This is a genomic window from Pseudomonas sp. LA5 (assembly GCF_028640825.1).
Taxonomy (GTDB): Bacteria; Pseudomonadota; Gammaproteobacteria; order Pseudomonadales; family Pseudomonadaceae; genus Chryseomonas; species Chryseomonas aestiva.
In genome coordinates, this window is sequence record NZ_JAQYZY010000032.1 from 15,463 (window position 1) to 39,180 (window position 23,718).

The following is a 23,718-nucleotide window of genomic DNA, read 5'->3' on the forward strand; positions in this document are numbered from 1 at the left end:
GCCGCTTCGCTTTCCTCAAGCAGGAGTGGGTTGGGATGCCGCCCCTGATACTTATCGTCGACGCCAATCCCTGGACCCGTGACCTGCTCAAGTCACTGGTGCTGGCCGTGCGTGCCGATGCCCTGGTGCATGAATACGGCCATGGCTATCAGGCCCTTGCCGAACTGGATCAACGCAAGAGATGTGCGCTGATCATCGTCGAGCGACCGGCCGATTGCGATGGACTCGACCTGCTGCGCCGCATCCGCCAGCGCGGCGCCCAGCCGCTGCAGCCGGTGATCCTGCTGTCCGAACAGGCTGACGCCGCCTATGTACGCGCGGCCCTGCGCCTGGCGCCTACCGCCTATCTGGTCAAACCCTATGCGGCGGAAGAGGTGTTGCGTCGTCTGCGCAGTCTGTTGCCACCCGCGGGAGACGCGTCTCAGGCGGCCAGTGCTGCCGTCCTGGGCTCCCTGGACGATCATCTGCAGCGCATGGCCGCCGAAATCGACGCCGTGCCGCTGTTCGCCGATCTGCCGGCCATCATCGAGCGCTGTCGCGAGAGCGAGAGCTGCAGCCTGGGCGAGCTGGAAACCGAATTCGGCCAGGATCCCCTGGTCACGGCGACCCTGATCGCGGCGGCCAACAGCGCTTCCCAGCGCGTCGGCCAATCCTGCCAGACCCTCAGCCAGGCCCTGCCGCGGCTGGGCGTCGGCTTCACCCTCAATCTGGTCCTGGGCCTGAGCCTGCGGCGGGCGACCCGTCTGGCCGAGCCGTTGCTGGCCGGACGCGCCGAGGGCTACCTGCGCCTTGCCCAGCGCGCTGCCGACTGCGCCCGGCTGCTGGCGCTGCGCTATGTGCGCGAAGACGCCGAGCGTTGCTACACCGCCGGCCTGCTGCATCGCCTGGGTGAACTGGCGGTGCTGCAAGGCGTGCAGCGCTGGTGCGACGGGGGTGGCGTTATCGATGAGGCCGCGCTGGAGCGCGCGCTGCTGAGCTACAGCCTGGAGTTTTCCGCGGAATTGCAGCGGCACTGGCGGCTACCACTGGAGTTGCGCGAGCTGGTGGCCGCGGTGCACAGCCTGCACGGCGTGCTGCCCAAGCCGTCGCTGATCCTGCACCTGGCGGCGCAGGCGGCGAATCCCGCACCGGGCGAGTCTCTCGACACCCTGCTCGAGCACAAGGCCGGACGCATGCTCGGTCTGGAGGCCGCGGTCTGGCAACTGGCGGTCACCCAGCTCAAGCTGGGCTAGCGCGCGCTGTCGGGGCGATAGCCCAGGCGCAGTCCGCCCCAGTGCCGGCCGTTCACCAGGATCGGTACCGAGAGGTCGTGCATCACCTCGCCGGTGTCTCTCATGTAGGTCTGCAACAGCAGGCGGCGCTGATGGCTGCCGCAGCGCTTGCCGGTGCGATCGCTGAAGAGGCGCTTGCTGCGACTGCGCGCCGTATCCACCGCCACGTCGCCGGTAGGTGCCTGGGCGAAGGCACGGTTGTGGGTGGGCACATAGCCTTCCGGCGTACAGGCGATGGCGAAGACCAGACCGGGATGCTGGTCCAGCAGCGGTTCCTGGATCGCCGGTAGCACGCCATCGGTATAGCTGTCGAAACGAGTGCGGTACTTGGCCGGCTGACTGCCGGGCACGGGCTGGTACTGGCGGTCGAAGAGGGCGTCCTGGGTGATGCGCCCGGCGGCCAGGTCTTCCTCGAAGCGCCGGCCGATGGCATCCGCGCCCTGGCGCGCCAGTTCGAAGATGCGCTGGTGATAGCTGTCCAGGCCGACCTCGGCCAGGCGTTCGCTGCTGGCTTCGGCCATGTCCACCAGTTCGTCGGCGGCGCCGCTGAGCCGGCTGGTCTGGCGCTCGCTGTCGGCCAGATCGCGGTGCACCTGCTCCACCGCCTGGGCCAGGCTTTCCAGCTGGGCGAGATTGGCCGAGGTGCCCTGGGCGATATCCGCGGCCTGGCGCTCGGCGGTCTGCGCCAGCTGGGCAATCTCCTGCAGGCCTTCGCCGGTGCGCTCGACCTGGCGCACGCCGTCGTCCAGCGCCTGGGCCAACTGCTGGATCTGCGCCACCACGGCATCGGTCTGCTGGCTGATGTCGGCAACGATCAGCCCCACCTCGCCGGTCGCGCTGGAGGTCCGCGCCGCCAGGCCCCGGACCTCGTCGGCGACCACCGCGAAGCCGCGCCCGTGTTCCCCGGCGCGTGCGGCCTCGATGGCGGCATTGAGCGCCAGCAGGTTGGTCTGGCTGGCGATACCCTGGATGACCTCGGTGACCTGCTGGATCTTGTCGGTGCGGGCACTCAGGCCGGCGATCAGTTCGCGGCTCTGGCGGGCGTGCTCGCTGAGGGCGCGGATGGCGGCGATCGCCGTATTCAGGGCGTCCTGGCCGGCCTCGCTGCGCTGGTGCACCTGCTGCGCCACCGCCAGGGCCTGGCGGGCGCTGCCGGCGCTGTCGTGCTCGGTCTGGGTGAGGGCAGCGGCGCTGCTAGAAATCTGCGCGGCCGTGCTGGCCTGGGATTGCACCCGGGCCGCCAGTTGCTGAGCGGCAAAGGCCACACCGGCGATGGCCACGGCGTTGCGCGCCGTGCTGCGCGAGAGATCGCTGGTTAGCTCGTTGAAGGCCTGGCTCGGCGCGGGCGGCGCTGCGGCCTTGCGCAGCAGCAACCAGGGCCAGAGGGCAGCGGCGAGTACCAGTCCCACGCCTGCGGCCATGGGTAGCGCCAGCCACTGCCAGAGCAGCAGCGTGGCCACGAGGAGGGCCAGGTGAAGCGACAACACGACGGGCCAGCGCCTGGGCATGCGACCTCCTTGTTATTCTGCTCGATCGAGGACGAAGTGTGACGGGTGTCAGCTTCGTCGATCATGGAGCCCGCTTTCCGGAGGTTGCAACCGCTGTCTGGTCCCGGCGGCTACGACTTTGGTCTTAGCCGCCGGCGGCGGACTCAGGGCGTACGCGGCAGGAAATGCAGCGGCGCACCCCGTTGCAGCCCGGCCAGCACCGGGTGGTCCCTGACCAGCTCCACCTCGATTACCTCGCTCTGCTCCGGCACCTTCAGCGTGACCCGGGTGGTGGCGCCCAGCGGCCGGATGTCGCGTACTTCGGCGGCGTGATAACCCGCTCGCGGCTCACGCTCCAGCTCCACCTCGTGCGGACGGAACAGCACCTCCTGCTCGCCCAGGGCCAGGCGGTTGGAGTCACCGAGGAAGTGATAGACGAAGTCGCTCGCCGGCTGTTCGTAGACTTCGGCGGGCGAGCCGACCTGCTCGATCTGGCCCTTGTTCATCACCACGATGCGGTCGGCCACCTCCATGGCTTCTTCCTGATCGTGGGTGACGAACACCGAAGTCAGGTGGATCTCTTCGTGCAGCCGTGCCAGCCAGCGGCGCAGCTCCTTGCGCACCTTGGCATCCAGGGCGCCGAAGGGTTCGTCGAGCAGCAGGATCTTGGGCTCCACCGCCAGGGCGCGGGCCAGGGCGATGCGCTGGCGCTGACCACCGGAGAGTTGCTCGGGATAGCGATCGGCCAGCCAGTCGAGCTGCACCATGTTCAGCAGCTCGTGCACCTTGCTGGCAATCTGCGCCTCGCTCGGCCGCTCGCGGCGCGGCTTCATGCGCAGGCCGAAGGCCACGTTGTCGAACACCGTCATGTGGCGGAACAGTGCGTAATGCTGGAAGACGAAGCCGACGTTGCGGTCGCGCACGTCACGCCCGGAGACGTCCTCGCCGTGGAAGCCGATGTTGCCGGTGTCCGGCGCTTCCAGGCCGGCGATGATGCGCAGCAGGGTGGTCTTGCCGCAGCCCGACGGGCCGAGCAGGGCGACCAGCTCGCCACTCTCGATGTGCAGGTTGATGTCCTTGAGCGCCTGGAAGGCGCCAAACCTCTTGTTGATACCCTGGATCTCGATACTCATGGCGCCTTATTCCTCGTCACGGTGCTGCAGTTGGTGGCTCAGGCGACTCTCGCTCCACTGCCGCAGCAGCAGGATCACCAGGGCCATCATCAGCAGCAGGATCGCCACGCTGAAGGCGGCGACGATGTTGTACTCGTTGTAGAGAATCTCGATGTGCAGCGGCAGGGTGTTGGTCAGGCCGCGGATATGGCCGGAGACCACCGACACCGCACCGAACTCGCCCATGGCCCGCGCGGTGCAGAGCACCACGCCATAGATCAGTGCCCACTTCACGTTGGGCAGGGTCACGTGCCAGAACAGTTGCCAGCCACTGGCGCCCAGCAGGCGCGCCGCTTCTTCTTCCTGGGTACCCTGTTCCTGCATCAGCGGGATCAGTTCGCGGGCCACATAGGGAAAGGTGACGAAGATCGTCGCCAGCACGATGCCGGGCACGGCGAAGACGATCTGCACATCGACGCTCTGCAGGTAAGGACCCATCAATCCCTGGGCGCCGAACAGCAGCACATAGATGAGACCGGCGATCACCGGCGAGACCGAGAAGGGCAGGTCGATCAGGGTGATCAGCAGACTCTTGCCGGTGAACTCGAACTTGGTGACGCACCAGGCCGCGGCCAGGCCGAAGGCCAGATTCAGGGGCACCGAGATGGCGGTGGCGAACAGCGTCAGCTTGAGCGCCGAGATCGCATCCGGTTCGCTGATGGCGTCCCAGAAGGCGCCGATGCCGTTGGCCAGGCCCTGGCTCAGCACCATGTACAGCGGCAGCACCAGAACCAGCAGGAAGATCAGCCAGGCGCTGGCGATCAGCGCGATGGCCACCGGGGTGCGCTGCTTGCTGGCGCGCGCATCGGCCTTGGTCGAAGTCATGAGGCTCATGCGGTCGTCCTTAGATGTTGGGCTGGATGCGGCGCTGCAGGATGTTGATCAGCAGCAGCATGACAAAGGACACCAGCAGCATGAACACGCCGATGCCGGTGGCACCGGTGTAGTCGTACTGGTCCAGCTTGGAGACGATGAGCAGCGGCAGGATCTCGGTCTTGAACGGGATGTTGCCGGCGATGAACACCACCGAGCCGTACTCGCCCACACCGCGGGCGAAGGCCAGGGCGAAACCGGTCAGCCAGGCCGGCAGCAGGGTCGGCACCAGCACGTAGCGGAACACCTGCCAGGGGCGCGCGCCCAGGCAGGTGGCGGCTTCCTCGATTTCCTTGGGGATGTCCGCCAGCACCGGCTGTAGGGTGCGCACCACGAAGGGGAGGGTGACGAAGATCAGCGCCAGGGTGATGCCGATCGGGGTATAGGCGATCTTGAAGGGAAACAGCGAACCTATCATGCCGTTGGGCGCATAGAGCGCGGTCAGGGCGATGCCGGCCACCGCGGTGGGCAGGGCGAAGGGCAGGTCGACCATGGCATCGATCAGCTTGCGCCCGGGAAACTCGTAGCGCACCAGCACCCAGGCCAGCAGGGTGCCGAGGATGCCGTTGACCAGGGCGGCGAGCAGGGCCGTGCCAAAGGACAGCTGCAGTGCGGCCAGCACCTGGCGCCCGGTGATCAGCGACCAGAATTGGCCGAGGGTCAGCTGGCTGGCATGCAGGAACATGGCGCCCAGCGGGATCAGCACGATCAGCGCGAGGTAGGTCAGGGAGAATCCCAGGGTCAACCCGAAGCCGGGTATGACCGGGGAGAGACGGCGAGACATGAGACGTCCTTCTGCAAGGCGCCCCGGCGATGCATTCGCCAGGGCGCAGAGGGGTGGAACGATACCTGTTCCGGGCCGGTCAGCGTGAGCCGTCCCGGCTGGGGCGCTATTTGTTGATGTCGGCAAAGATCTTGTCGAACACGCCGCCGTCGGCGAAGTACTTCGGCTGCGCTTCTTTCCAGCCGCCGAATTCCTGGTCGATGGTCACCAGCTTGACCGGCTTGAACTGATCCTTGAATTCCGCCGCCACCTTGGCATCGCGGGGGCGATAGAAATTCTGCGCGGCGATGCGCTGGCCCTCGGGGCTGTACAGATACTGCAGGTAGGCCTCGGCCTGCTTGCGCGTACCCTTCTTGTCGACCACCTTGTCCACCACGGCTACCGGCGGCTCGGCCAGGATCGACAGCGACGGGGTGACGATCTCCAGCTGGTCGCCGCCTTCTTCCTTCAGCGACAGATAGGCTTCGTTTTCCCAGGCGATCAGCACGTCACCCAGCTGGCGCTGCACGAAGCTGATGGTGGCGCCGCGTGCGCCGGTGTCCAGCACCGGAGCGTGGCGATAGAGCTCGGTAACGAACTTGAGCGCCTCGGCATCGCTGCCGTACTTGGCCTTGGCATAGGCCCAGGCGGCAAGGAAGTTCCAGCGGGCACCGCCGGAGGTCTTGGGATTGGGGGTGATGACCTGGACATCCTTCTTCACCAGGTCGTCCCAGTCCTTGATGCCCTTGGGATTGCCCTTGCGCACCAGGAAGACGATGGTCGAGGTGTAGGGGGTGCTGTTGTCCGCCAGACGCTTCTGCCAGTTCGGGTCGACCAGCTGCTGGTGCAGATTGAGGGCATCGATGTCGCCGGACAGCGCCAGGGTCACCACATCCGCCTGCAGGCCATCGATCACCGAGCGCGCCTGCTTGCCGGAGCCACCATGGGAATTCTTGATGGTCACGTTTTCGCCGGTCTCGGTCTTCCAGTGCTTGGCGAAGGCGGCGTTGTACTGCTGGTAGAGCTCACGGGTCGGATCGTAGGACACGTTGAGCAATTCGACGGCGTGGACCTGGGTGGCGAACAGGGCTCCGGCCAGCGCGGCCAGGGCGAAACGGCGAATCGACATGAAAAGGCTCCTTGACGTGGGAAAGCCGGACACCGTCTGGCGGGCACCTTGCCCGCTCGTCCGCTGACCGCGAAAACTCAGGGCTTGTTGGCTTGGCCGGTCTGAGGCCGGAATTTTTCCTTGCGCTCGATCTGCACCACCTGTCCGTTGTGCACGGTGATCTCGATGGCGCCGAATCTCAGTCCGCGCAAAGCCTGCTGGATATCGCGGAGTAGTGCGGCTTCGTCCTGGTTTTCCAGGCTGCGGAACGGAACGGAGCTCATGGGTGGCGTCCTCGTGTACAGCGGTGGGCGGGGAGGTGGCGCCATCTTAGGGGGCCGATCTTTATTTCTTAAAAGTGCTAATAATGCTTTGTTTATTCACTTTTAGAATTAGCAGTCTGTGAAGGACACGTTGTGTAGCAAAAGGGAGGGCTGGATTTATCGCCCACCCCGGCAATAATGCGCGAACGCCTGTTCACTGAACTTTCAGTGACAGTTGCACCACACAACCCGCGCGAGGTCCTTTGCGTCCATGAGCTACAACGGCCTGCTTGACCTGTCGGTCTGGCAACTGGTGGTGGTCACCCTGCTGCTGACCCACCTGACCATTGTCAGTGTCACCGTCTACCTGCATCGCTACTCCGCCCACCGTTCGCTGGAGCTGCATCCCGCGCTCAGGCACGCCTTCCGCTTCTGGTTGTGGCTGACCACGGCGATGAATACCCGTGAGTGGACCGCCATTCACCGCAAGCACCACGCCAAGTGCGAAACCGAAGAGGACCCGCACAGCCCGGTGCACAAGGGCCTTGCCACCGTGGTGCGGCGCGGCGCCGAGCTGTACAAGGCCGAGGCGAACAACGCCGATACCCTGCGCATCTATGGCAAGAACTGCCCGGACGACTGGATCGAGCGCAAGCTCTACTCCAATCCGCGCACCCGCAATATGGGGGTGGTGCTGTTGCTGCTGATCGACATCGCCCTGTTCGGTGCCCTGGGTCTCACCGTCTGGGCCGTGCAGATGGTCTGGATTCCCTTCTGGGCCGCGGGTGTGGTCAATGGCCTGGGCCATGCCGTGGGCTATCGCAACTTCGAATGCCGCGATGCCGCCACCAACCTCATCCCCTGGGGCATCGTCATCGGTGGCGAAGAGCTGCACAACAACCACCACACCTATCCCAACTCGGCCAAGCTGTCGGTCAAGCGCTGGGAATTCGACATGGGCTGGGCCTGGATCAAGCTGTTCACCTGGCTGCGTCTGGCCAAGGTCAACCGTGTCGCCCCCATCGCCCATCGCATCGAAGGCAAGGGGCAGCTGGACATGGACACCGCCATGGCCATCCTCAACAACCGCTTCCAGATCATGGCCCAGTACCGCCAGCAGGTGATCGGCCCGCTGCTGCGGCAGGAGCGGGGCAGTGCGGCGCCCTCCCAGCGTCCGCTGTTCCGTCGCGCCCGGGGGCTGCTGGCCCGCGAGACCAGTCTGCTCAAGGCTCGCCATCAGGTGCGCATCGACGAACTGCTCGAGCACAGTCAGGCGCTGAAGCTGATCTACGAAAAGCGCCTGGCGCTGCAGCAGATCTGGGCGCGGACCAGCGCCAACGGCCACGACATGCTGGCCGCGACCCGGCAGTGGATCGGCGAAGCCGAAGCGAGCGGCATTCAGTCCCTGCGCGAATTCGCCGAACAGCTGAAAACCTATTCCCTGCGGCCGGCCGGAACTGCTTGAGAAAGGCTTCACAAAAGCCCACCGAAGCGGTGGGCTGCTCTATGCGGGGATTGAACCAGGCTGGTTTCAGCTGTCTCTAACTCCCTCAGGACCCCGCGTAGGCGCATGTGTATATGGATGAACAACCCTCTCTGTCTGCTCTTCCCACACCGGAAGAGAATCTGCTGGCTCTCCTGCATTCGCGGGCCGAGACAGATCGCCTGCGTGACCGGGAGCAGCTGTTCAGCGCGCTGCTGGAAAGCGTCAATGCGGTGCTCTGGGCCCTGGACTGGCGCACTCGCCAGATCATCTATGTCAGCCCTGCCTACGAACAGATCTTCGGTCGCTCCCAATCCCTGGTATTGAGCGACTACAGCACCTGGCTCAACAACATCTATCCCGACGACCTGGAGTACGCCCAGCGCACCCTGGAGCAGGTGATCGAGCAGGGCGCCGTGGAGTCCCGCGAGTACCGCATCATCCGCGCCGACGGCGAGATACGCTGGCTCAGCGACAAGTGCTTTGTCAGTCAGCGCAGCGAGGCCGGAATGCCGCTGCTGGTGGTGGGTATCGCCGAAGACATCACCGACAAGAAGCGCATGGAGGAGGAGCTGCAACGGCTTGCCACCACAGACGTCCTGACCCGCAGCAGCAACCGTCGACACTTCTTCGAGAGTGCCCAGCGCGCCTTCGAATTCGCCCAGAGCGAAGGCGAGCCCCTGGCCTTCCTGCTGCTCGACATCGACGACTTCAAGAAAATCAACGACCGTTTCGGTCACCAGATGGGTGATCAAGTGTTGCAGCGTGTTGCCGAATGCGGCGCCCAGACCACCCGCCGCGGGGATCTGTTCGGCCGTATCGGTGGCGAAGAATTCGCCCTGCTGCTGCCGGGTTGTGACAGTGACCTGGCATTGCAGATCGGCGGGCGCCTGCAGCGTGCCGTGCGGCAGTTGGCGGTACCCAGCGCCGAGGGGCCGCTGAAGGTCACCATCAGTCAGGGCGTCACCGTGTTGCGGGAGGGCGACGAGTCTCTCGACGCCCTTTATGTGCGAGCGGACGAGGCCATGTACCGGGCCAAGCGCCAGGGCAAGGATCAAGTCGTCCAGGGTTGAATATCCCTTGCCAGACCGCGCCGAGGGCAGCTCGGGCGGCCTGGTTCGCGGTTTCGCCCACCGCTGTCACGCCCTCTCACTCGGTCCTCCGCCACCCTTGCTTCCTTGTCCATCTGGCCTGCAGCCGATCTCTGGTCCGTGTCCTGTTGGCTGTCCTTGCTGAGGCAGCGGCACCCCGTCGATTAGAAGGAATGTTCCTGCGCGACCGACTGGGCAAGGTCGCTCTTGCAGCAGGGCAGGCGCTGCGTCATACCGGGCGATAGGCGTCGTCTTCAGGGCAAATCGACTGAAAGAGCAGTCGCAAAAAATTACAAGTCCTTGAGGCAGATAGGGAATTCCTTCAGGTCCGGCCTTTTTGATGCTGAAATTGGCCGTTTTCAAATACTTAGCCAGAGCCCTGGGAAGCCCGTTCCAGAGCCTCAGGGTGTATCGCTTTGGATGGCGTCTTCTCGGGGAAAGGCGAGCCTTGCCATAGGCGTAGGCGGCGCAGGTTCCCTTGGGCCATGACCGAACAGTCAGAGCGGAAGACCACAGGGCGGGTTTTCAACCAGGTATCGCTAGACGAAATGCTTTTTTGCAATTAGCTTTCGCAACGTGGAAGACGGTGGCAGGGGACCTGTGCTTGAAGTCGCAAATTAAAAGTCGACCAAGCCCGGGATAATTCTCCAAATTGAAATAAAAGCCCTCTAGCTTTCCCTTCCGCACGGCCCGTCGGGCATACCACCAGCAGGCGCTGACACCTCTGGTGGCCGCATAACAACGATTCACCCCTGGAGCACTCATGGTCAAGAAGCCACTGGTGGTCGCGGTCTCCGCGGCCTGTCTGAACCTGTCCCTCATTGCCGCCGCCCACGCTGCCGGCTTCGTCGAAGACAGCAAAGCTACCCTCAGTCTGCGTAACTTCTACATCAACACAGACAACCGCAACGGTACGGCCAATCCTTCCCGCGTGATGGATTGGGGTCAGGGCTTCATGCTGAACTACCAGTCGGGCTTCACCCAGGGCACCGTTGGCTTCGGCGTCGATGCGGTCGGCATGCTGGGCCTGCGTCTGGACAGCGGTGGCAAGGCCAACGGCGGTACCGGTGGCAGCGTGCAGAACGGCACCATGTTCCCGCGCGATACCGATAACAGCGCTGTAGACGAGTTCAGCAGCCTGGGCGCTACTGCCAAGATGAAGATCTCCGAAACCGAGTTCCGCTACGGCACCCTGATGCCGAAGCTGCCGGTTGTGGTCTCGAACGACGGTCGTCTGCTGCCGCAGACCTACCAGGGTGCTCAGATCACGTCCAAAGACATCAAGGATGTGACCCTGACCGCCGGCCAGCTCGAGCGTGCCAAGAACCGTAACTCCACCGACGAAGACGATCTGTCCATCGCCGGTTCCAACGGTGCTGCGAATGCCGCCCTGCGTCGCAACAGCGACCATTTCCGCTTCGTCGGTGCCGATTACAAGGTCACCAAAGACCTGACCCTGCAGTACTACTTCGGTCAGCTGGAAGACTTCTACAACCAGCACTTCCTGGGTCTGGTGCACAGCGTCAAGCTGGGCGACGGTACCTTCAAGACCGACCTGCGCTATTTCGATAGCAACAGCCAGGGCGAGAACCGCAAGGCCGACAGCACCGGTCTCTACGTGTCCAGTGGCTACTACGGTGGTACCCGTACTACTGGCGAGATCGACAACCGCCTCTACAGCGGCCTGTTCACCTACTCGATCTACGGCCACACCTTTGGTCTGGGCTATCAGGGCAGCAACGGCAACAGCGCCTTCCCCTACCTGAACGAGAACGGTGGCGCTTCGACCTATGCCATCACCGATATTCAGATCAACAACTTCACCCGTTCCGGCGAAGACACCTGGCAGGCTCGCTACTCCTATGACTTCGCTCAGCTGGGCGTCAAGGGTCTGACCGCTGGCGTCATCTATCAGCGCGGTGACAACATCCGTACCCGTACTGGCGACGCCATGGAATGGGAACGCGACCTGACCGTCAGCTACGTGATCCCGGAAGGCCAGCTGAAAGGTCTGGGCTTCACCTGGCGTAACGCCATGCTGCGTTCCGACCTGCCGGCCGTTTCCCAAGCCGGTGTGCCGGGCCAGCGTGACGTCGACGAAAACCGTCTGATCGTCAGCTACACCCTGCCGCTGCTCTAAGCCGCGCTCAGGTCAAAAAAAAGCCCGTCGCAAGACGGGCTTTTTCGTTTCCGCCGGAAATCAGCGACCAGTCGGCTGCTGCTGGGTGATGCAGTGGATGTTGCCACCGCCGAGCAGGATCTCGCGGCCGGGAACCTGTACCACCTCGTGCTCCGGGAAGCAGGCCTGCAGCGTACGCAGGGCCTCGGCGTCCTCGGGAACGCCAAAGGTCGGGGCGATGATGCCGCCGTTGACGATGAGGAAGTTGACGTAGGAGGCGGCCAGCCGCTCACCGGCCCGGCGTGGCTGGGTGCCGAGGCAGGCATCCACGTCGCGGCATTCGTCTTCGCTGGCGAACAGCGGACCCGGGGTGACGATGCGATGCACCTTGAAGGTGCGACCACGGGCATCGGTTTCGCGCTCCAGCACGGCCAGGGCCTCGCGGCAGCGGCCGTAGTTGGGGTCGGCCTGATCGTCGCACCAGCTCAGCAGCACCTCGCCCGGACGCACGTAGCAGCAGAAATTGTCCACGTGGCCGTTGGTTTCATCGTTGTACAGGCCGTGGGGCAGCCAGATGACCCTGTCCACCGCCAGGTAGTCGCTCAGGTAGCGCTCGATCGCTTCGCGATCCAGGTGCGGATTGCGATTGGCGTTGAGCAGGCATTCCTCGGTGGTGATCAGGGTGCCTTCGCCATCGACGTGGATGGAGCCGCCTTCAAGGACGAAGTCCGGGGTGCGATAGCCCGGCAGATTCTCGATCGCGAGGATCTTGCCGGCGACCTGGTCATCCCGCTGCCAGGGGAAGTAGAGGCCGCCATCCAAGCCGCCCCAGGCATTGAAGCTCCAGTCCACGCCGCGCACGCCACCCTGGCCGTCGCTGACGAAGGTCGGGCCGGTATCGCGGCACCAGGCGTCGTCATTGCTGATTTCCACCACCCGGATGTTCGGGTGCTGCAGGCGGGCACGGGCATTCTCGTACTGATTCGCCGAGGCGCCGATGGTCACCGGCTCGAAACGGGCAATGGCCTGGGCGACTGCGGTGAAGGCGGCCTGGGCGGGCTTGCCGCCCAGGCGCCAATTGTCCGGGCGCTCGGGCCAGACCATCCAGATCTGGCGCTGGTCGGCCCATTCGGCCGGCATGTGGAAGCCGTCGGCACGCGGCGTGGTGAGGGTGGTCATGGCGAAGCTCTCCGTCCAGAGTCGTCGTTGGCTGAGAAGGGGGAAAGGCCGGCAGGGCGCCGCGGGCGTGAACACGCGCAGGACTCCGGCGGTACCGCAGAACAGCTGCCGACCGGTGCGGGACCGGTCGGCAGGCAGGTCCCTACACGGTGTGCAGGTACCAGTTGTACTCGAGGTCGGAGATGGAGTGCTCGAACTCCTCCAGCTCGTGCTCCTTGCAGGCGACGAAGATGTCGATGTACTTCGGGTCGATGTACTCCGCCATCACCGAGCTGTCGTCCAGGTAGCGCAAGGCATCGCGCAGGTTGTTCGGCAGGCTCTGCTCGTGCTGTTCGTAGGAGTTGCCCTCGGTGACCGGGCCGGGTTCGATCTGCCGGGTCAGGCCATGGTGCACGCCGGCCAGGACGCCGGCCAGCAGCAGGTAGGGGTTGGCGTCGGCGCCGGCTACCCGATGCTCGATGCGGTGCGCCTCCGGTGTGCCGGTGGGAACGCGCAGGGCGGTGGTGCGGTTGTCCAGGCCCCAGCTCGGCGCATTGGGCACGAAGAACTGCGAGCCGAAGCGGCGATAGCTGTTCACGTTGGGGCAGAGGAAGGCCATGCAGGCGGGTAGGGTCTCGAGCACACCGCCGATGGCATGACGCAATGCGGCGTTCTGCTCGGGATCCTCGCCAGCGAAGATGTTGCGGCCGTCCTTGTCCAGCAGGGAAATATGGACGTGCAGGCCGTTGCCTGCCTGGCCCGGGTAGGGCTTGGCCATGAAGGTGGTGTCCATCTCATGGTCATAGGCGACGTTCTTGATCAGGCGCTTGAGCAGCACGGCGTAGTCGCAGGCCTTGATCGGGTCGGCAACGTGATTGAGATTGACCTCGAATTGCGCCGGAGCCGATTCGGCGACGATGGCATCGGCCGGAATGCCCTGGGCGCGAGCGCCGTCGATGATGTCCTGCAGGCAGTCCGCATACTCGTCCAGATCGTCCATGGAATAGACCTGGACCGACTGGGGACGCTTGCCGGAAATGGGCGAACGCGGCGGTTGCGGGCGGCCGTTGATGTTCTCCTGATCGATCAGATAGAACTCCAGCTCGAAGGCGGCGCAGACGGTGAGTCCGAGCTCGTCGAAACGCTGGACGACCTGGCGCAGGACCTCGCGGGGATCGGCGAAGAAGGGCTCGCCTTCCATCTCGTGCATGGTCATCAGCAGCTGCGCGGTGGGGCGCTTCTGCCAGGGTTCCATGGAGAGGGTGTCGGTGATGGGGAAGCAGACGCGGTCGGCGTCGCCAATGTCGAGCCCGAGACCGGTGCTTTCGACGGTGGAGCCGGTGATGTCGAGGGCGAACAGCGAAGCGGGGAGGTTGATTCCTTTCTCGAAGACTTTGGGCAGATTGGTGCGCTCGATGCGTTTGCCACGCACCACGCCATTCATATCCGCAATCAGAAGATCGACGAACTGGACCTCAGGATGTTCCCTGAGGAAGTCGGTCGCTTCATCCAAACGAACGGCACGCGGGGGTACCGACATGATGAAACACCTTTGCTTTTGGCTGCGCTCGACAAAACGGTTAGCGCCTGATGCGCCTGTTTGCCCAGTGGGCCAACCGCAGTGAGGGCACGAGTGCCCGCTGTCGATCCGACAGCGACCTGAGAGTACGGTCTCGCCTGCGCTCCGACGCTTTGTCAGCGCCCCTGTTAAAAATATCAATCAGCGGAGTTACCACCCTGGAGTCAATCCGAAAGGCGGACCAAAGTCAACTGGAGGCAACCCTGCTCAGGGGTGGTGCGCAGGTGCCTGTTTTTGGCGCATTCGGCGGGGCTGGAACGCCTCTGTTTCGCCGCTTCTGTGCAGAATCTCGAAACTTTTTGCCGGTGGTTGTGAAAAATAACGAACAAGACTAGGCTCGGATGATTCCTGTTCAACCCGGTGTCCCATGTCCGCGCTGCCCCTCATAGGTGTCACAGCCTGTACCAGGCAACTTGGCCTGCATCCCTTTCACATCGCCGGTGACAAGTATCTGCGCGCGGTGGTGGAGGGCGCCGAGGGCATGCCACTGGTGATTCCGGCGCTGGCCGATCTCATCGCCACCGAGGCCCTGCTCGAGCGCCTGGACGGTCTGCTGTTCACCGGTTCGCCATCCAACGTCGAGCCCCATCACTACCAGGGTACGCCCAGCGAGCCTGGCACCCTGCACGACGCGGCCCGCGATGCCGTGACCCTGCCGCTGCTGCGCGCCGCCGTGGCGGCCGGGGTGCCGGTGCTGGGCATCTGCCGCGGCTTCCAGGAAATGAACGTGGCCTTTGGCGGCAGCCTACACCAGAAGGTGCACGAGGTCGGCACGCTCATGGACCACCGCGAACGCGGCGAGACCCTGGAAGAGCACTATGGCCTGCACCATCCGGTCGAGGTCCAGGCCGGTGGCCTGTTCGAGTCCCTGGAGCTGCCGGCACGCTTCGACGTGAATTCCATCCATGGCCAGGGTATCGATCGCCTGGCACCGGGATTGCGCGCCGAGGCCCTGGCGCCCGACGGCCTGATCGAGGCCGTCTCGGTCCGCGAAGCCCGCACCTTTGCCTGTGGCGTGCAGTGGCACCCGGAATGGAAGGTGCGCAGTCACCCGGTCTATCTCGCCTTGTTCAAGGCGTTTGGCAAGGCCTGCAAGGCGCGCGCTGCCGAACGCTGATGCTGTTCATCCCGCTCGAACCTTCGAGGTCTTTATGAGCACCCCGCTTGACCGGCTCACCGCCTGGTTGAAAGAACGCAAGATCACTGAAGTGGAATGCCTGGTCGCCGATCTGACCGGTATCGCCCGCGGCAAGATTTCCCCCACCGCCAAGTTCCTCAACGAAAAGGGCATGCGCCTGCCGGAGAGCGTGCTGCTGCAGAGCGTGACGGGGGACTATGTCGACGACGACATCTACTACGAGTTGCTCGATCCGGCCGACATCGACATGCACTGCCGGCCGGACGATCGCGCGGTGTTCCTGGTGCCCTGGGCACTGGAACCCACAGCCCTGGTGATCCACGACACCTACGACAAGCGCGGCATCCCCATCGAGCTGTCGCCGCGCAACCTGCTCAAGAAGGTGCTCAAGCTCTATGCCGAGCACGGCTGGCAGCCCATCGTCGCGCCGGAAATGGAGTTCTACCTGACCAAGCGCAGCGACGATCCCGACTATCCGCTGCAGCCGCCGGTAGGCCGCTCCGGGCGCCAGGAAACCGGGCGCCAGTCCTTTTCCATCGATGCGGCCAACGAGTTCGATCCGCTGTTCGAAGACATGTACGACTGGTGCGAGGCCCAGGCACTGGATCTGGATACCCTGATCCACGAGGAAGGCACCGCGCAGATGGAGATCAACTTCCGTCACGGCGATCCGCTGCACCTGGCCGACCAGATCTTCGTCTTCAAGCGCACCCTGCGCGAGGCGGCGCTCAAGCACAACGTCACCGCCACCTTCATGGCCAAGCCCATGACCGGTGAGCCCGGCAGCGCCATGCACCTGCACCAGAGCGTGGTGGACCTGAAGACCGGCAAGACGGTGTTTTCCAACCCCGATGGCAGCATGAGCGAACTCTTCCTGCACCACATCGGTGGCCTGCAGAAATACATTCCAGAGGCGCTGCCGCTGTTCGCGCCCAACGTGAATTCCTTCCGCCGCTTCCTGCCCGACACCTCGGCGCCGGTCAACGTCGAGTGGGGCGAGGAGAACCGCACCGTGGGTCTGCGCGTGCCGGATTCCGATCCGCAGAATCGCCGGGTGGAGAACCGCCTGGCCGGCGCCGATGCCAATCCCTATCTGGCCCTGGCGGCCAGCCTGCTGTGTGGCTATCTGGGCATGATCGAGAATGTCTCGCCCAGTGCCCCGGTGCAGGGGCGCGGCTACGAGCGTCGCAACCTGCGCCTGCCGCTGACCCTGGAAGCCGCCCTGGAGCGCATGGAGCAGTCGGCCACCCTGGAGCGTTATCTGGGGAGTCGCTTCACCCGCGGCTACGTCGCGGTGAAGCGCGCCGAACATGAGAATTACAAGCGCGTGATCAGTTCCTGGGAGCGGGAATTCCTGCTGCTCAGCGTCTGACCGCGATTCAAGGAGAGGCTTCGTGACTACCTTTACCACCGCCCATTGGCAGGACCTGAGTCGCCGGCACCTGTTGGCGCCCTTCACCGACTATCGCCAGCTCAACGAGAAGGGCGCGCGCATCATCACCCGTGCCGAGGGGGTGCACCTCTGGGACAGCGAGGGTCAGCGCATCCTCGACGGCATGGCCGGACTCTGGTGCGTCAACGTCGGCTACGGTCGTGAAGAACTGGTCGAGGCGGCCAGCCGCCAAATGCGCGAACTGCCCTATTACAACCTGTTCTTCCAGACCGCCCATCCGCCCGTACTGGAGCTGGCCAAGGCCATCGCCGAGCTGGCACCGGAGGGCATGAACCACGTGTTCTTCACCGGCTCCGGCTCGGAGGCCAACGACACCGTGCTGCGCCTGGTGCGCCATTACTGGGCAACCAAGGGCCAGCCGGAGAAGCGCGTGGTCATCGGCCGCTGGAATGGCTACCACGGCTCGACCCTGGCCGGTGCCAGCCTGGGTGGCATGGCGGCGATGCACGAGCAGGGCGGCCTGCTGCCCGACATCGTGCATATCCCGCAGCCCTACTGGTTCGGCGAGGGCGGCGAGATGAGTCCGGAGGAATTCGGCGTCTGGGCGGCCGATCAGCTGGAGCGGAAAATCCTGGAGGTCGGCGAGGAGCGCGTCGCCGCCTTTATCGCCGAGCCCATCCAGGGCGCCGGCGGGGTGATCATTCCACCGGAAAGCTACTGGCCTCAGGTCCGCCAGATCCTCGACAAGTACGACATCCTCTTCATCGCCGACGAGGTCATCTGCGGCTTCGGCCGCACCGGCGAATGGTTCGGCAGCCAGTACTACGGCAATGCTCCGGACCTCATGCCCATCGCCAAGGGTCTCACCTCCGGCTATGTGCCCATGGGCGGCGTGGTGGTGCGTGACGAAGTGGTCAGGGTGCTCGACGAGGGCGGCGAGTTCTATCACGGCTTCACCTATTCCGGGCATCCGGTGGCCGCGGCCGTGGCCCTGGAAAACATCCGCATCCTGCGCGACGAAGGCATCGTCGACCGGGTTCGCAGCACCACGGCACCCTATTTGCAGAAACGCTGGGCGGAGCTGGCCGACCATCCGCTGGTGGGCGAGACCCGGGGTGTCGGCATGGTGGCGGCGCTGGAGCTGGTGCGCGACAAGAAGACGCGGGCGCGGTACGAGGGTGGGGCGGGCATGCTCTGTCGCGAGCACTGCTTCCGCAATGGCCTGGTGATGCGCGCGGTGGGCGATACCATGATCATCGCGCCGCCGCTGGTGATCACGCCGGAGTCCATCGACGAACTGGTCACCCTGGCGCGGCTGAGCCTCGATCAGACCCATGAGCTGCTGCGCCAGCGTGGCTAATGGCCGCCAAGGCTTGAGCCTGGCGGCGGACCTTGCCAGACTGCGCGCGGGCGCTGGCCGCGCGCCGAATCAAAAGACCAACGATGACTTGAGGAGCACCACCGCATGAATGTTTTTGGCAAGACTCTTCTAGCGCTGAGCCTGGCCGGCCTCTTTGCCGGTAACGCCTCGGCGGACCCCAAGGTCCTGCACGTCTACAACTGGAACGACTACATTGCCGAAGACACCATCGCCAACTTCGAGAAGGAGTCGGGGATCAAGGTGGTCTATGACGTCTACGACAGCAACGAGACCCTCGAAGCCAAGCTGCTCGCCGGCCGTTCCGGCTACGACGTGGTGGTGCCGTCCAACTCCTTCCTGGCCAAGCAGATCAAGGCCGGCGTCTACCAGCCGCTGGACAAGTCCAAGTTGCCCAATTACAGCAACCTGGATCCGCAGCTGATGAAGACCCTGGAGGTCAGCGATCCGGGCAACCAGTACGCCATCCCCTACCTCTGGGGCACCATCGGCATCGGCTACAACCCGGCCAAGGTCAAGGCCGCCCTGGGCGACAACGCCCCGGTGGATTCCTGGGACCTGATCTTCAAGCCCGAGAACCTTTCCAAGCTCAAGGGCTGCGGCGTGGCCGTGCTGGATTCGCCCACCGAGATCATTCCCGCCGGTCTGCACTACCTCGGCTACAAGCCGGATAGCCAGGATCCCAAGGAGATCAAGGCGGCCGAGGAGCTGTTCCTCAAGGTGCGTCCGTACATCACCTACTTCCACAGCTCCAAGTACATCTCGGACCTGGCCAACGGCAACGTCTGTGTGGCGGTCGGCTATTCCGGCGACATCGCCCAGGCCAAGGCCCGCGCGGCCGACGCCAAGAACGGCGTGACCGTGGCCTACAACATTCCCAAGGAAGGCGCCGGCACCTTCTTCGACACCATGGCCATTCCCAAGGATGCCGAGAATCCCGAGGGCGCGCTGAAGTTCATCAACTACATCATGGAGCCCAAGGTGATCGCGGCGGTCAGCGACTACGTGCAGTATCCCAACGGCAACAAGGAGGCGACGCCGCTCGTAGCTGAAGCGATCCGCACCAACCCGGGGATCTATCCGACCCAGGAAACCATGACCAAGCTGTACGCCTTCCCGGATCTTCCGGCCAAGACCCAGCGTCTGATGACCCGTACCTGGACCACCATCAAGTCCGGCAAGTGAGTTCGGTCGCCGCGTGCGACTGAAAGGACGGCACGCCGGAGTCACTCCGGCGTGCCGTACGTCTGTATGGACCGCTGAAAGGGTGTCGCCGCCGATGCCCACCATGAAAGGAGCCGCCCGTGCTTTCGTTGCGTAAAACCCTGCTGGCCATGACTACCCTGACCGTCATGGGAACTGCCGTCGCCGAGCCGACGGTACGCGTCTACAACTGGAGCGATTACGTCGGCGAGACCACGCTCGAGGATTTCCAGAAGGCCACCGGCATCACGCCGGTCTATGACGTCTTCGATTCCAACGAAACCCTCGAAGGCAAGCTCCTGGCCGGCCACACCGGCTATGACGTGGTGGTGCCCTCGAGCAACTTCCTGGCCAAGCAGATCAAGGCGGGCGCCTTCCAGAAACTGGACAAGAGCCAGCTGCCGAACTGGCAGAATCTCGATCCGGCGCTGCTCAAGCAGCTGGAAAAGAGCGATCCGGGTAACCAATACGGCGTTCCCTACCTGTGGGGCACCAACGGCATCGGGTACAATGTCGACAAGGTCAAGGCCGCGCTGGGCACCGACAAGCTCGATTCCTGGGCCATCCTGTTCGAACCCGAGAACCTCAAGAAACTGAGCAAGTGCGGCGTCTCCTTCATGGATTCGCCCGATGAGGTCTATCCGGCAGTCCTGCAATACCTGGGACTCGACCCCAACAGCACCAATCCCGACGACTACAAGAAGGCCGAGGCCCAGCTGCTCAAGGTGCGGCCATACATCACCTATTTCCATTCCTCCAAGTACATCTCGGATCTGGCCAACGGCAACATCTGCGTGGCCTTCGGCTATTCCGGCGATGTCTTTCAGGCGCGTTCGCGTGCCGAGGAAGCGAAGAAGGGCGTCAACATCGGCTACGCGATTCCCAAGGAGGGCGCGAACCTCTGGTTCGACCTCCTGGCCATCCCCAAGGATGCCAAGAACGTGAAGGAGGCCCATGCCTTCATCAACTATCTGCTGCAGCCCGAGGTCATCGCCAAGGTCAGTGACTATGTCGGCTACGCCAACCCCAATCCGAAGGCGGGCGAGCTGATGAATGCCGAGCTGCGGCAGGACGAGACGGTCTATCCGCCACAGGCGGTGATGGACAAGCTGTACGTCATGAAGGAGCTGCCCCCGCAACTCCTGCGCCTGGAAACCCGCAGCTGGACGCGGGTCAAGTCCGGCAAATAACCAACGCTAAAGCGGACCGGTCCGACCGGTCCCCGATTTTCCTGGGGAGATGTACATGGCGACTGCCACCAGTGCCTTCAAGAAAGCCGCCACCGGCGACAAGAAAGCCAAGGAAGTCTTGGTCAAGATCGACCGGGTCACCAAGAAGTTCGACGAAACCGTCGCTGTCGACGACGTCTCCCTGACCATCAACAAGGGCGAGATCTTCGCCCTGCTCGGCGGCTCGGGTTCGGGCAAGTCGACCCTGCTGCGCATGCTGGCCGGTTTCGAGCGACCCAGCGAGGGGCGCATCTTCCTCGATGGCGTGGACATCACCGACATGCCGCCCTACGAGCGGCCGATCAACATGATGTTCCAGTCCTATGCGCTGTTCCCGCACATGAGCGTGGAGCAGAACATCGCCTTCGGTCTCAAGCAGGACAAGCTGCCCAAGGCCGAGATCGACGCCCGCGTGGCCGAGATGCTCAAGCTGGTGCACATGACCCAGTACGCCAAGCGCAAGCCGCACCAGCTCTCCGGTGGCCAGCGCCAGCGGGTGGCCCTGGCGCGCTCCCTGGCCAAGCGGCCCAAGCTGCTGCTGCTCGACGAACCCATGGGCGCCCTGGACAAGAAGCTGCGCTCGCAGATGCAGCTGGAACTGGTGGAGATCATCGAGCGCGTGGGCGTGACCTGCGTGATGGTGACCCACGACCAGGAAGAGGCCATGACCATGGCCGAGCGCATCGCCATCATGCACCTGGGCTGGATCGCCCAGGTGGGCAGCCCCATGGACATCTACGAGACCCCGGCGAGCCGGCTGGTCTGCGAGTTCATCGGCAGCGTCAACGTCTTCGACGGCGAGCTGACCGACGACGGTGCCGACCACGCCATCATCCACAGTCCGCAACTGGAGCGACCGATCTACATCGGTCACGGCATCAGCACCCGCGCCCAGGAAAAGCAGGTCACCTTCGCCCTGCGCCCCGAGAAACTGCTGATGGGCACCAGCCTGCCGGCGGATCACGAGCATCCCGACTACAACTGGTGCAGCGGCACCGTGCACGATATCGCCTACCTGGGCGGGCACTCGGTCTATCACGTCAAGCTGGGCACCGGCCCCATCGTCCAGTGCTTCATCGCCAATGCCGAGCGCCTCGGCAAGCGACCCACCTGGGATGACGCCGTGGTGGTGTACTGGGAAGACGACAGCGGCGTGGTACTGCAAGCATGACCAGACCTCCCTTGCTCAAGCGCCTGCTCGATGGCCGCCGCCTGACCATCGGCGTGCCCTTCGTGTGGCTGTTCCTGTTCTTCCTGCTGCCGTTCCTGATCGTGCTCAAGATCAGCTTCTCGGTCGCGGACGTGGCCATTCCGCCCTATACCGAGCTGTTCACCTACGCCGACCAGCAACTGGATATCGCGCTCAACTTCGGCAACTACCTGATGTTCGCCGACGATCCGCTGTATCTGGACGCCTACCTCGGCTCGCTGAAGATGGCCGGCATCAGCACCCTGATCTGTCTGCTGATCGGCTATCCCATGGCCTACGCCATCGCCCGGGCCAGTCGCGAGAAGCAGACGGTGCTGCTGCTGCTGATCATGATGCCGACCTGGACCGCCATCCTCATCCGCGTCTATGCCTGGATGGGGCTGCTGTCCACCAACGGCCTGATCAACAGCTTCCTGATGAATCTGGGGATCATCAGCAGTCCGCTGCAGATGCTCAACACCAATTTCGCGGTGTACCTGGGGATCGTCTATTCCTATCTGCCGTTCATGATCCTGCCGCTGTTCGCCAATCTGGTGAAGCATGACCTGACCCTGCTGGAAGCCGCTGGCGACCTGGGTGCCAGTCGCTTCACCAGCTTCTGGAGGATCACCGTGCCGCTGTCCAAGAACGGCATCATCGCCGGCTGCATGCTGGTGTTCATTCCGGCGGTGGGCGAGTTCGTCATTCCCGAGCTGCTGGGTGGCCCGGAGACCCTGATGATCGGCCGCGTGCTCTGGCAGGAATTCTTCAACAACCGTGACTGGCCGGTGGCCTCGGCCCTGGCGGTGGTGATGCTGGTGATCCTCATCGTGCCCATCGTGCTGTTCAACAGAAACCAAGCCAAGGAACTGGAGGGCAAGCTATGAAAGGCCTCAAGTTCACCAACCTGATGCTGGTGCTCGGGCTGCTGTTCATCTACCTGCCGATGGTCATCCTGGTCATCTACTCCTTCAACGAGTCGCGGCTGGTGACCGTCTGGGGCGGCTGGTCGGTGAAGTGGTACGTCGGCCTGCTGGACAATACCCAGCTGATGAGCGCGGTGTTCCGCTCGCTGGAGATCGCCTTCTACACGGCCATCTCTTCGGTGATCCTCGGCACCCTGGCGGCCTTCGTGCTGACCCGCATCCCGCGCTTCCGCGGCCGCACCGTCTTCGGCGGCATGGTCACGGCGCCGCTGGTGATGCCCGAGGTGATCACCGGTCTGTCGCTGCTGCTGCTGTTCGTCTCCATGGCGCAACTGATCGGCTGGCCGCAGGACCGCGGCGTGACCACCATCTGGATCGCCCACACCAGCTTCTGCTCCTCCTATGTGGCGGTGGTGGTCTCCTCGCGCCTGCGCGAACTGGACCTGTCCATCGAGGAGGCGGCCATGGACCTGGGCGCCCGGCCGTGGAAGGTGTTCCTGCTGATCACCATTCCCATGATCGCGCCCTCGCTGGCGGCGGGCGGCATGATGTCCTTCGCCCTGTCGCTGGACGACCTGGTGCTGGCGAGCTTCGTCTCGGGCCCCGGCTCGACCACCCTGCCCATGGAGGTATTCTCCGCGGTGCGCCTGGGCGTGAAGCCGGAGATCAATGCCATCGCCAGTCTGATCCTCCTGGCAGTCTCGCTGTTCACCTTCTTCGCCTGGTACTTCACCCGCCGCGCCGAGAAGAAGCGCCTGCAGGGCCTGCAGGAAGCCATGGACGCCACGGCCTCGGAGATCACCCGGCGCGAACGCGAAACGGCGACCCTCATGGCGCCGCCGGCCAACAGCTGAGGATTGATGGAAAAGGCGGCCTCAGGGCCGCTTTTTTTGTG

20 protein-coding genes are annotated in these 23,718 nt (G+C 64.1%); 12 read left to right on the forward strand and 8 right to left on the reverse strand.

Annotation, left to right across the window (positions count from 1 at the left end; genetic code table 11):
• Positions 1 to 35: 35 nt before the first annotated feature.
• A complete protein-coding gene (locus tag PVZ72_RS09235) occupies positions 36 to 1,232 on the forward strand; it encodes an HDOD domain-containing protein (RefSeq protein ID WP_273861764.1) in 1,197 nt (398 codons plus the stop codon).
• Here the strand turns inward: PVZ72_RS09235 and PVZ72_RS09240 are convergent.
• The 6 genes from PVZ72_RS09240 to oscA all read right to left on the reverse strand — a co-directional run bounded on the left by PVZ72_RS09240 (position 1,229) and on the right by oscA (position 6,958).
• On the reverse strand, positions 1,229 to 2,779 hold the full coding sequence (locus PVZ72_RS09240; RefSeq protein ID WP_273861765.1) for a methyl-accepting chemotaxis protein: 1,551 nt from the start codon (positions 2,777 to 2,779) through the stop codon (positions 1,229 to 1,231). The genes PVZ72_RS09235 and PVZ72_RS09240 overlap by 4 nt on opposite strands.
• Positions 2,780 to 2,922: 143 nt before the next feature.
• Positions 2,923 to 3,891 carry a sulfate/molybdate ABC transporter ATP-binding protein gene (locus tag PVZ72_RS09245; RefSeq protein WP_273861766.1) on the reverse strand — a complete coding sequence of 323 codons (969 nt, stop codon included), beginning with the start codon at positions 3,889 to 3,891 and terminating at the stop codon, positions 2,923 to 2,925.
• A gap of 6 nt (positions 3,892 to 3,897) precedes the next feature.
• A complete protein-coding gene (cysW, locus tag PVZ72_RS09250) occupies positions 3,898 to 4,764 on the reverse strand; it encodes a sulfate ABC transporter permease subunit CysW (RefSeq protein WP_273861767.1) in 867 nt (288 codons plus the stop codon).
• 10 nt (positions 4,765 to 4,774) lie between these two features.
• Positions 4,775 to 5,587: a sulfate ABC transporter permease subunit CysT gene (cysT, locus tag PVZ72_RS09255; protein ID WP_133861341.1), complete on the reverse strand. Its 813-nt coding sequence runs from the start codon at positions 5,585 to 5,587 to the stop codon at positions 4,775 to 4,777.
• 106 nt (positions 5,588 to 5,693) lie between these two features.
• A complete protein-coding gene (locus tag PVZ72_RS09260; RefSeq protein ID WP_273861768.1) occupies positions 5,694 to 6,695 on the reverse strand; it encodes a sulfate ABC transporter substrate-binding protein in 1,002 nt (333 codons plus the stop codon).
• Positions 6,696 to 6,772: 77 nt separating this feature from the next.
• Positions 6,773 to 6,958 carry a sulfur starvation response protein OscA gene (gene oscA, locus PVZ72_RS09265; protein WP_273861769.1) on the reverse strand — a complete coding sequence of 62 codons (186 nt, stop codon included), beginning with the start codon at positions 6,956 to 6,958 and terminating at the stop codon, positions 6,773 to 6,775.
• A 250-nt stretch (positions 6,959 to 7,208) separates the two neighbouring features.
• On the opposite strand from oscA, the gene desA reads away from it, so the two are divergent.
• From desA to PVZ72_RS09280, 3 genes are all read left to right on the forward strand, one after another.
• A complete protein-coding gene (desA, locus tag PVZ72_RS09270; protein WP_133861338.1) occupies positions 7,209 to 8,402 on the forward strand; it encodes a delta-9 fatty acid desaturase DesA in 1,194 nt (397 codons plus the stop codon).
• Between the two features lie 113 nt (positions 8,403 to 8,515).
• Positions 8,516 to 9,493 (forward strand): sensor domain-containing diguanylate cyclase, encoded by a 978-nt coding sequence (locus PVZ72_RS09275; protein WP_133861337.1) that lies wholly within the window; start codon positions 8,516 to 8,518, stop codon positions 9,491 to 9,493.
• A gap of 781 nt (positions 9,494 to 10,274) precedes the next feature.
• Positions 10,275 to 11,651, forward strand: a complete 1,377-nt coding sequence (locus PVZ72_RS09280) for an OprD family porin (protein ID WP_133861336.1) — start codon at positions 10,275 to 10,277, stop codon at positions 11,649 to 11,651.
• Positions 11,652 to 11,711: 60 nt separating this feature from the next.
• Here the strand turns inward: PVZ72_RS09280 and aguA are convergent, their stop codons facing one another.
• Together aguA and PVZ72_RS09290 are read right to left on the reverse strand one after the other, a co-directional pair.
• Positions 11,712 to 12,809, reverse strand: coding sequence for an agmatine deiminase (aguA, locus tag PVZ72_RS09285; RefSeq protein ID WP_273861770.1), 1,098 nt, complete (start codon positions 12,807 to 12,809; stop codon positions 11,712 to 11,714).
• A 142-nt stretch (positions 12,810 to 12,951) separates the two neighbouring features.
• Positions 12,952 to 14,328 carry a glutamine synthetase family protein gene (locus PVZ72_RS09290; protein WP_133861334.1) on the reverse strand — a complete coding sequence of 459 codons (1,377 nt, stop codon included), beginning with the start codon at positions 14,326 to 14,328 and terminating at the stop codon, positions 12,952 to 12,954.
• 406 nt (positions 14,329 to 14,734) lie between these two features.
• Here PVZ72_RS09290 and PVZ72_RS09295 point away from each other — a divergent pair, with 406 nt between their 5' ends.
• From PVZ72_RS09295 to PVZ72_RS09330, 8 genes are all read left to right on the forward strand, one after another.
• Positions 14,735 to 15,484: a gamma-glutamyl-gamma-aminobutyrate hydrolase family protein gene (locus tag PVZ72_RS09295; RefSeq protein WP_273861771.1), complete on the forward strand. Its 750-nt coding sequence runs from the start codon at positions 14,735 to 14,737 to the stop codon at positions 15,482 to 15,484.
• Between the two features lie 34 nt (positions 15,485 to 15,518).
• Positions 15,519 to 16,877, forward strand: a complete 1,359-nt coding sequence (locus PVZ72_RS09300; protein WP_133861332.1) for a glutamine synthetase family protein — start codon at positions 15,519 to 15,521, stop codon at positions 16,875 to 16,877.
• A gap of 22 nt (positions 16,878 to 16,899) precedes the next feature.
• A complete protein-coding gene (locus tag PVZ72_RS09305; RefSeq protein WP_273861772.1) occupies positions 16,900 to 18,258 on the forward strand; it encodes an aspartate aminotransferase family protein in 1,359 nt (452 codons plus the stop codon).
• A gap of 105 nt (positions 18,259 to 18,363) precedes the next feature.
• Entirely contained in the window at positions 18,364 to 19,461 is a 1,098-nt protein-coding gene (locus tag PVZ72_RS09310; RefSeq protein WP_133861330.1) for a polyamine ABC transporter substrate-binding protein, read from the forward strand.
• 149 nt (positions 19,462 to 19,610) lie between these two features.
• Entirely contained in the window at positions 19,611 to 20,669 is a 1,059-nt protein-coding gene (locus PVZ72_RS09315) for a polyamine ABC transporter substrate-binding protein (RefSeq protein ID WP_169853377.1), read from the forward strand.
• A gap of 55 nt (positions 20,670 to 20,724) precedes the next feature.
• On the forward strand, positions 20,725 to 21,879 hold the full coding sequence (potA, locus tag PVZ72_RS09320; RefSeq protein WP_133861329.1) for a polyamine ABC transporter ATP-binding protein: 1,155 nt from the start codon (positions 20,725 to 20,727) through the stop codon (positions 21,877 to 21,879).
• On the forward strand, positions 21,876 to 22,784 hold the full coding sequence (locus PVZ72_RS09325) for an ABC transporter permease subunit (RefSeq protein WP_133861328.1): 909 nt from the start codon (positions 21,876 to 21,878) through the stop codon (positions 22,782 to 22,784). Before potA ends, PVZ72_RS09325 begins: the two co-directional genes overlap by 4 nt.
• A complete protein-coding gene (locus PVZ72_RS09330; protein WP_133861327.1) occupies positions 22,781 to 23,677 on the forward strand; it encodes an ABC transporter permease subunit in 897 nt (298 codons plus the stop codon). The genes PVZ72_RS09325 and PVZ72_RS09330 overlap by 4 nt, the downstream gene beginning before the upstream one ends.
• Positions 23,678 to 23,718 lie beyond the last annotated feature (41 nt).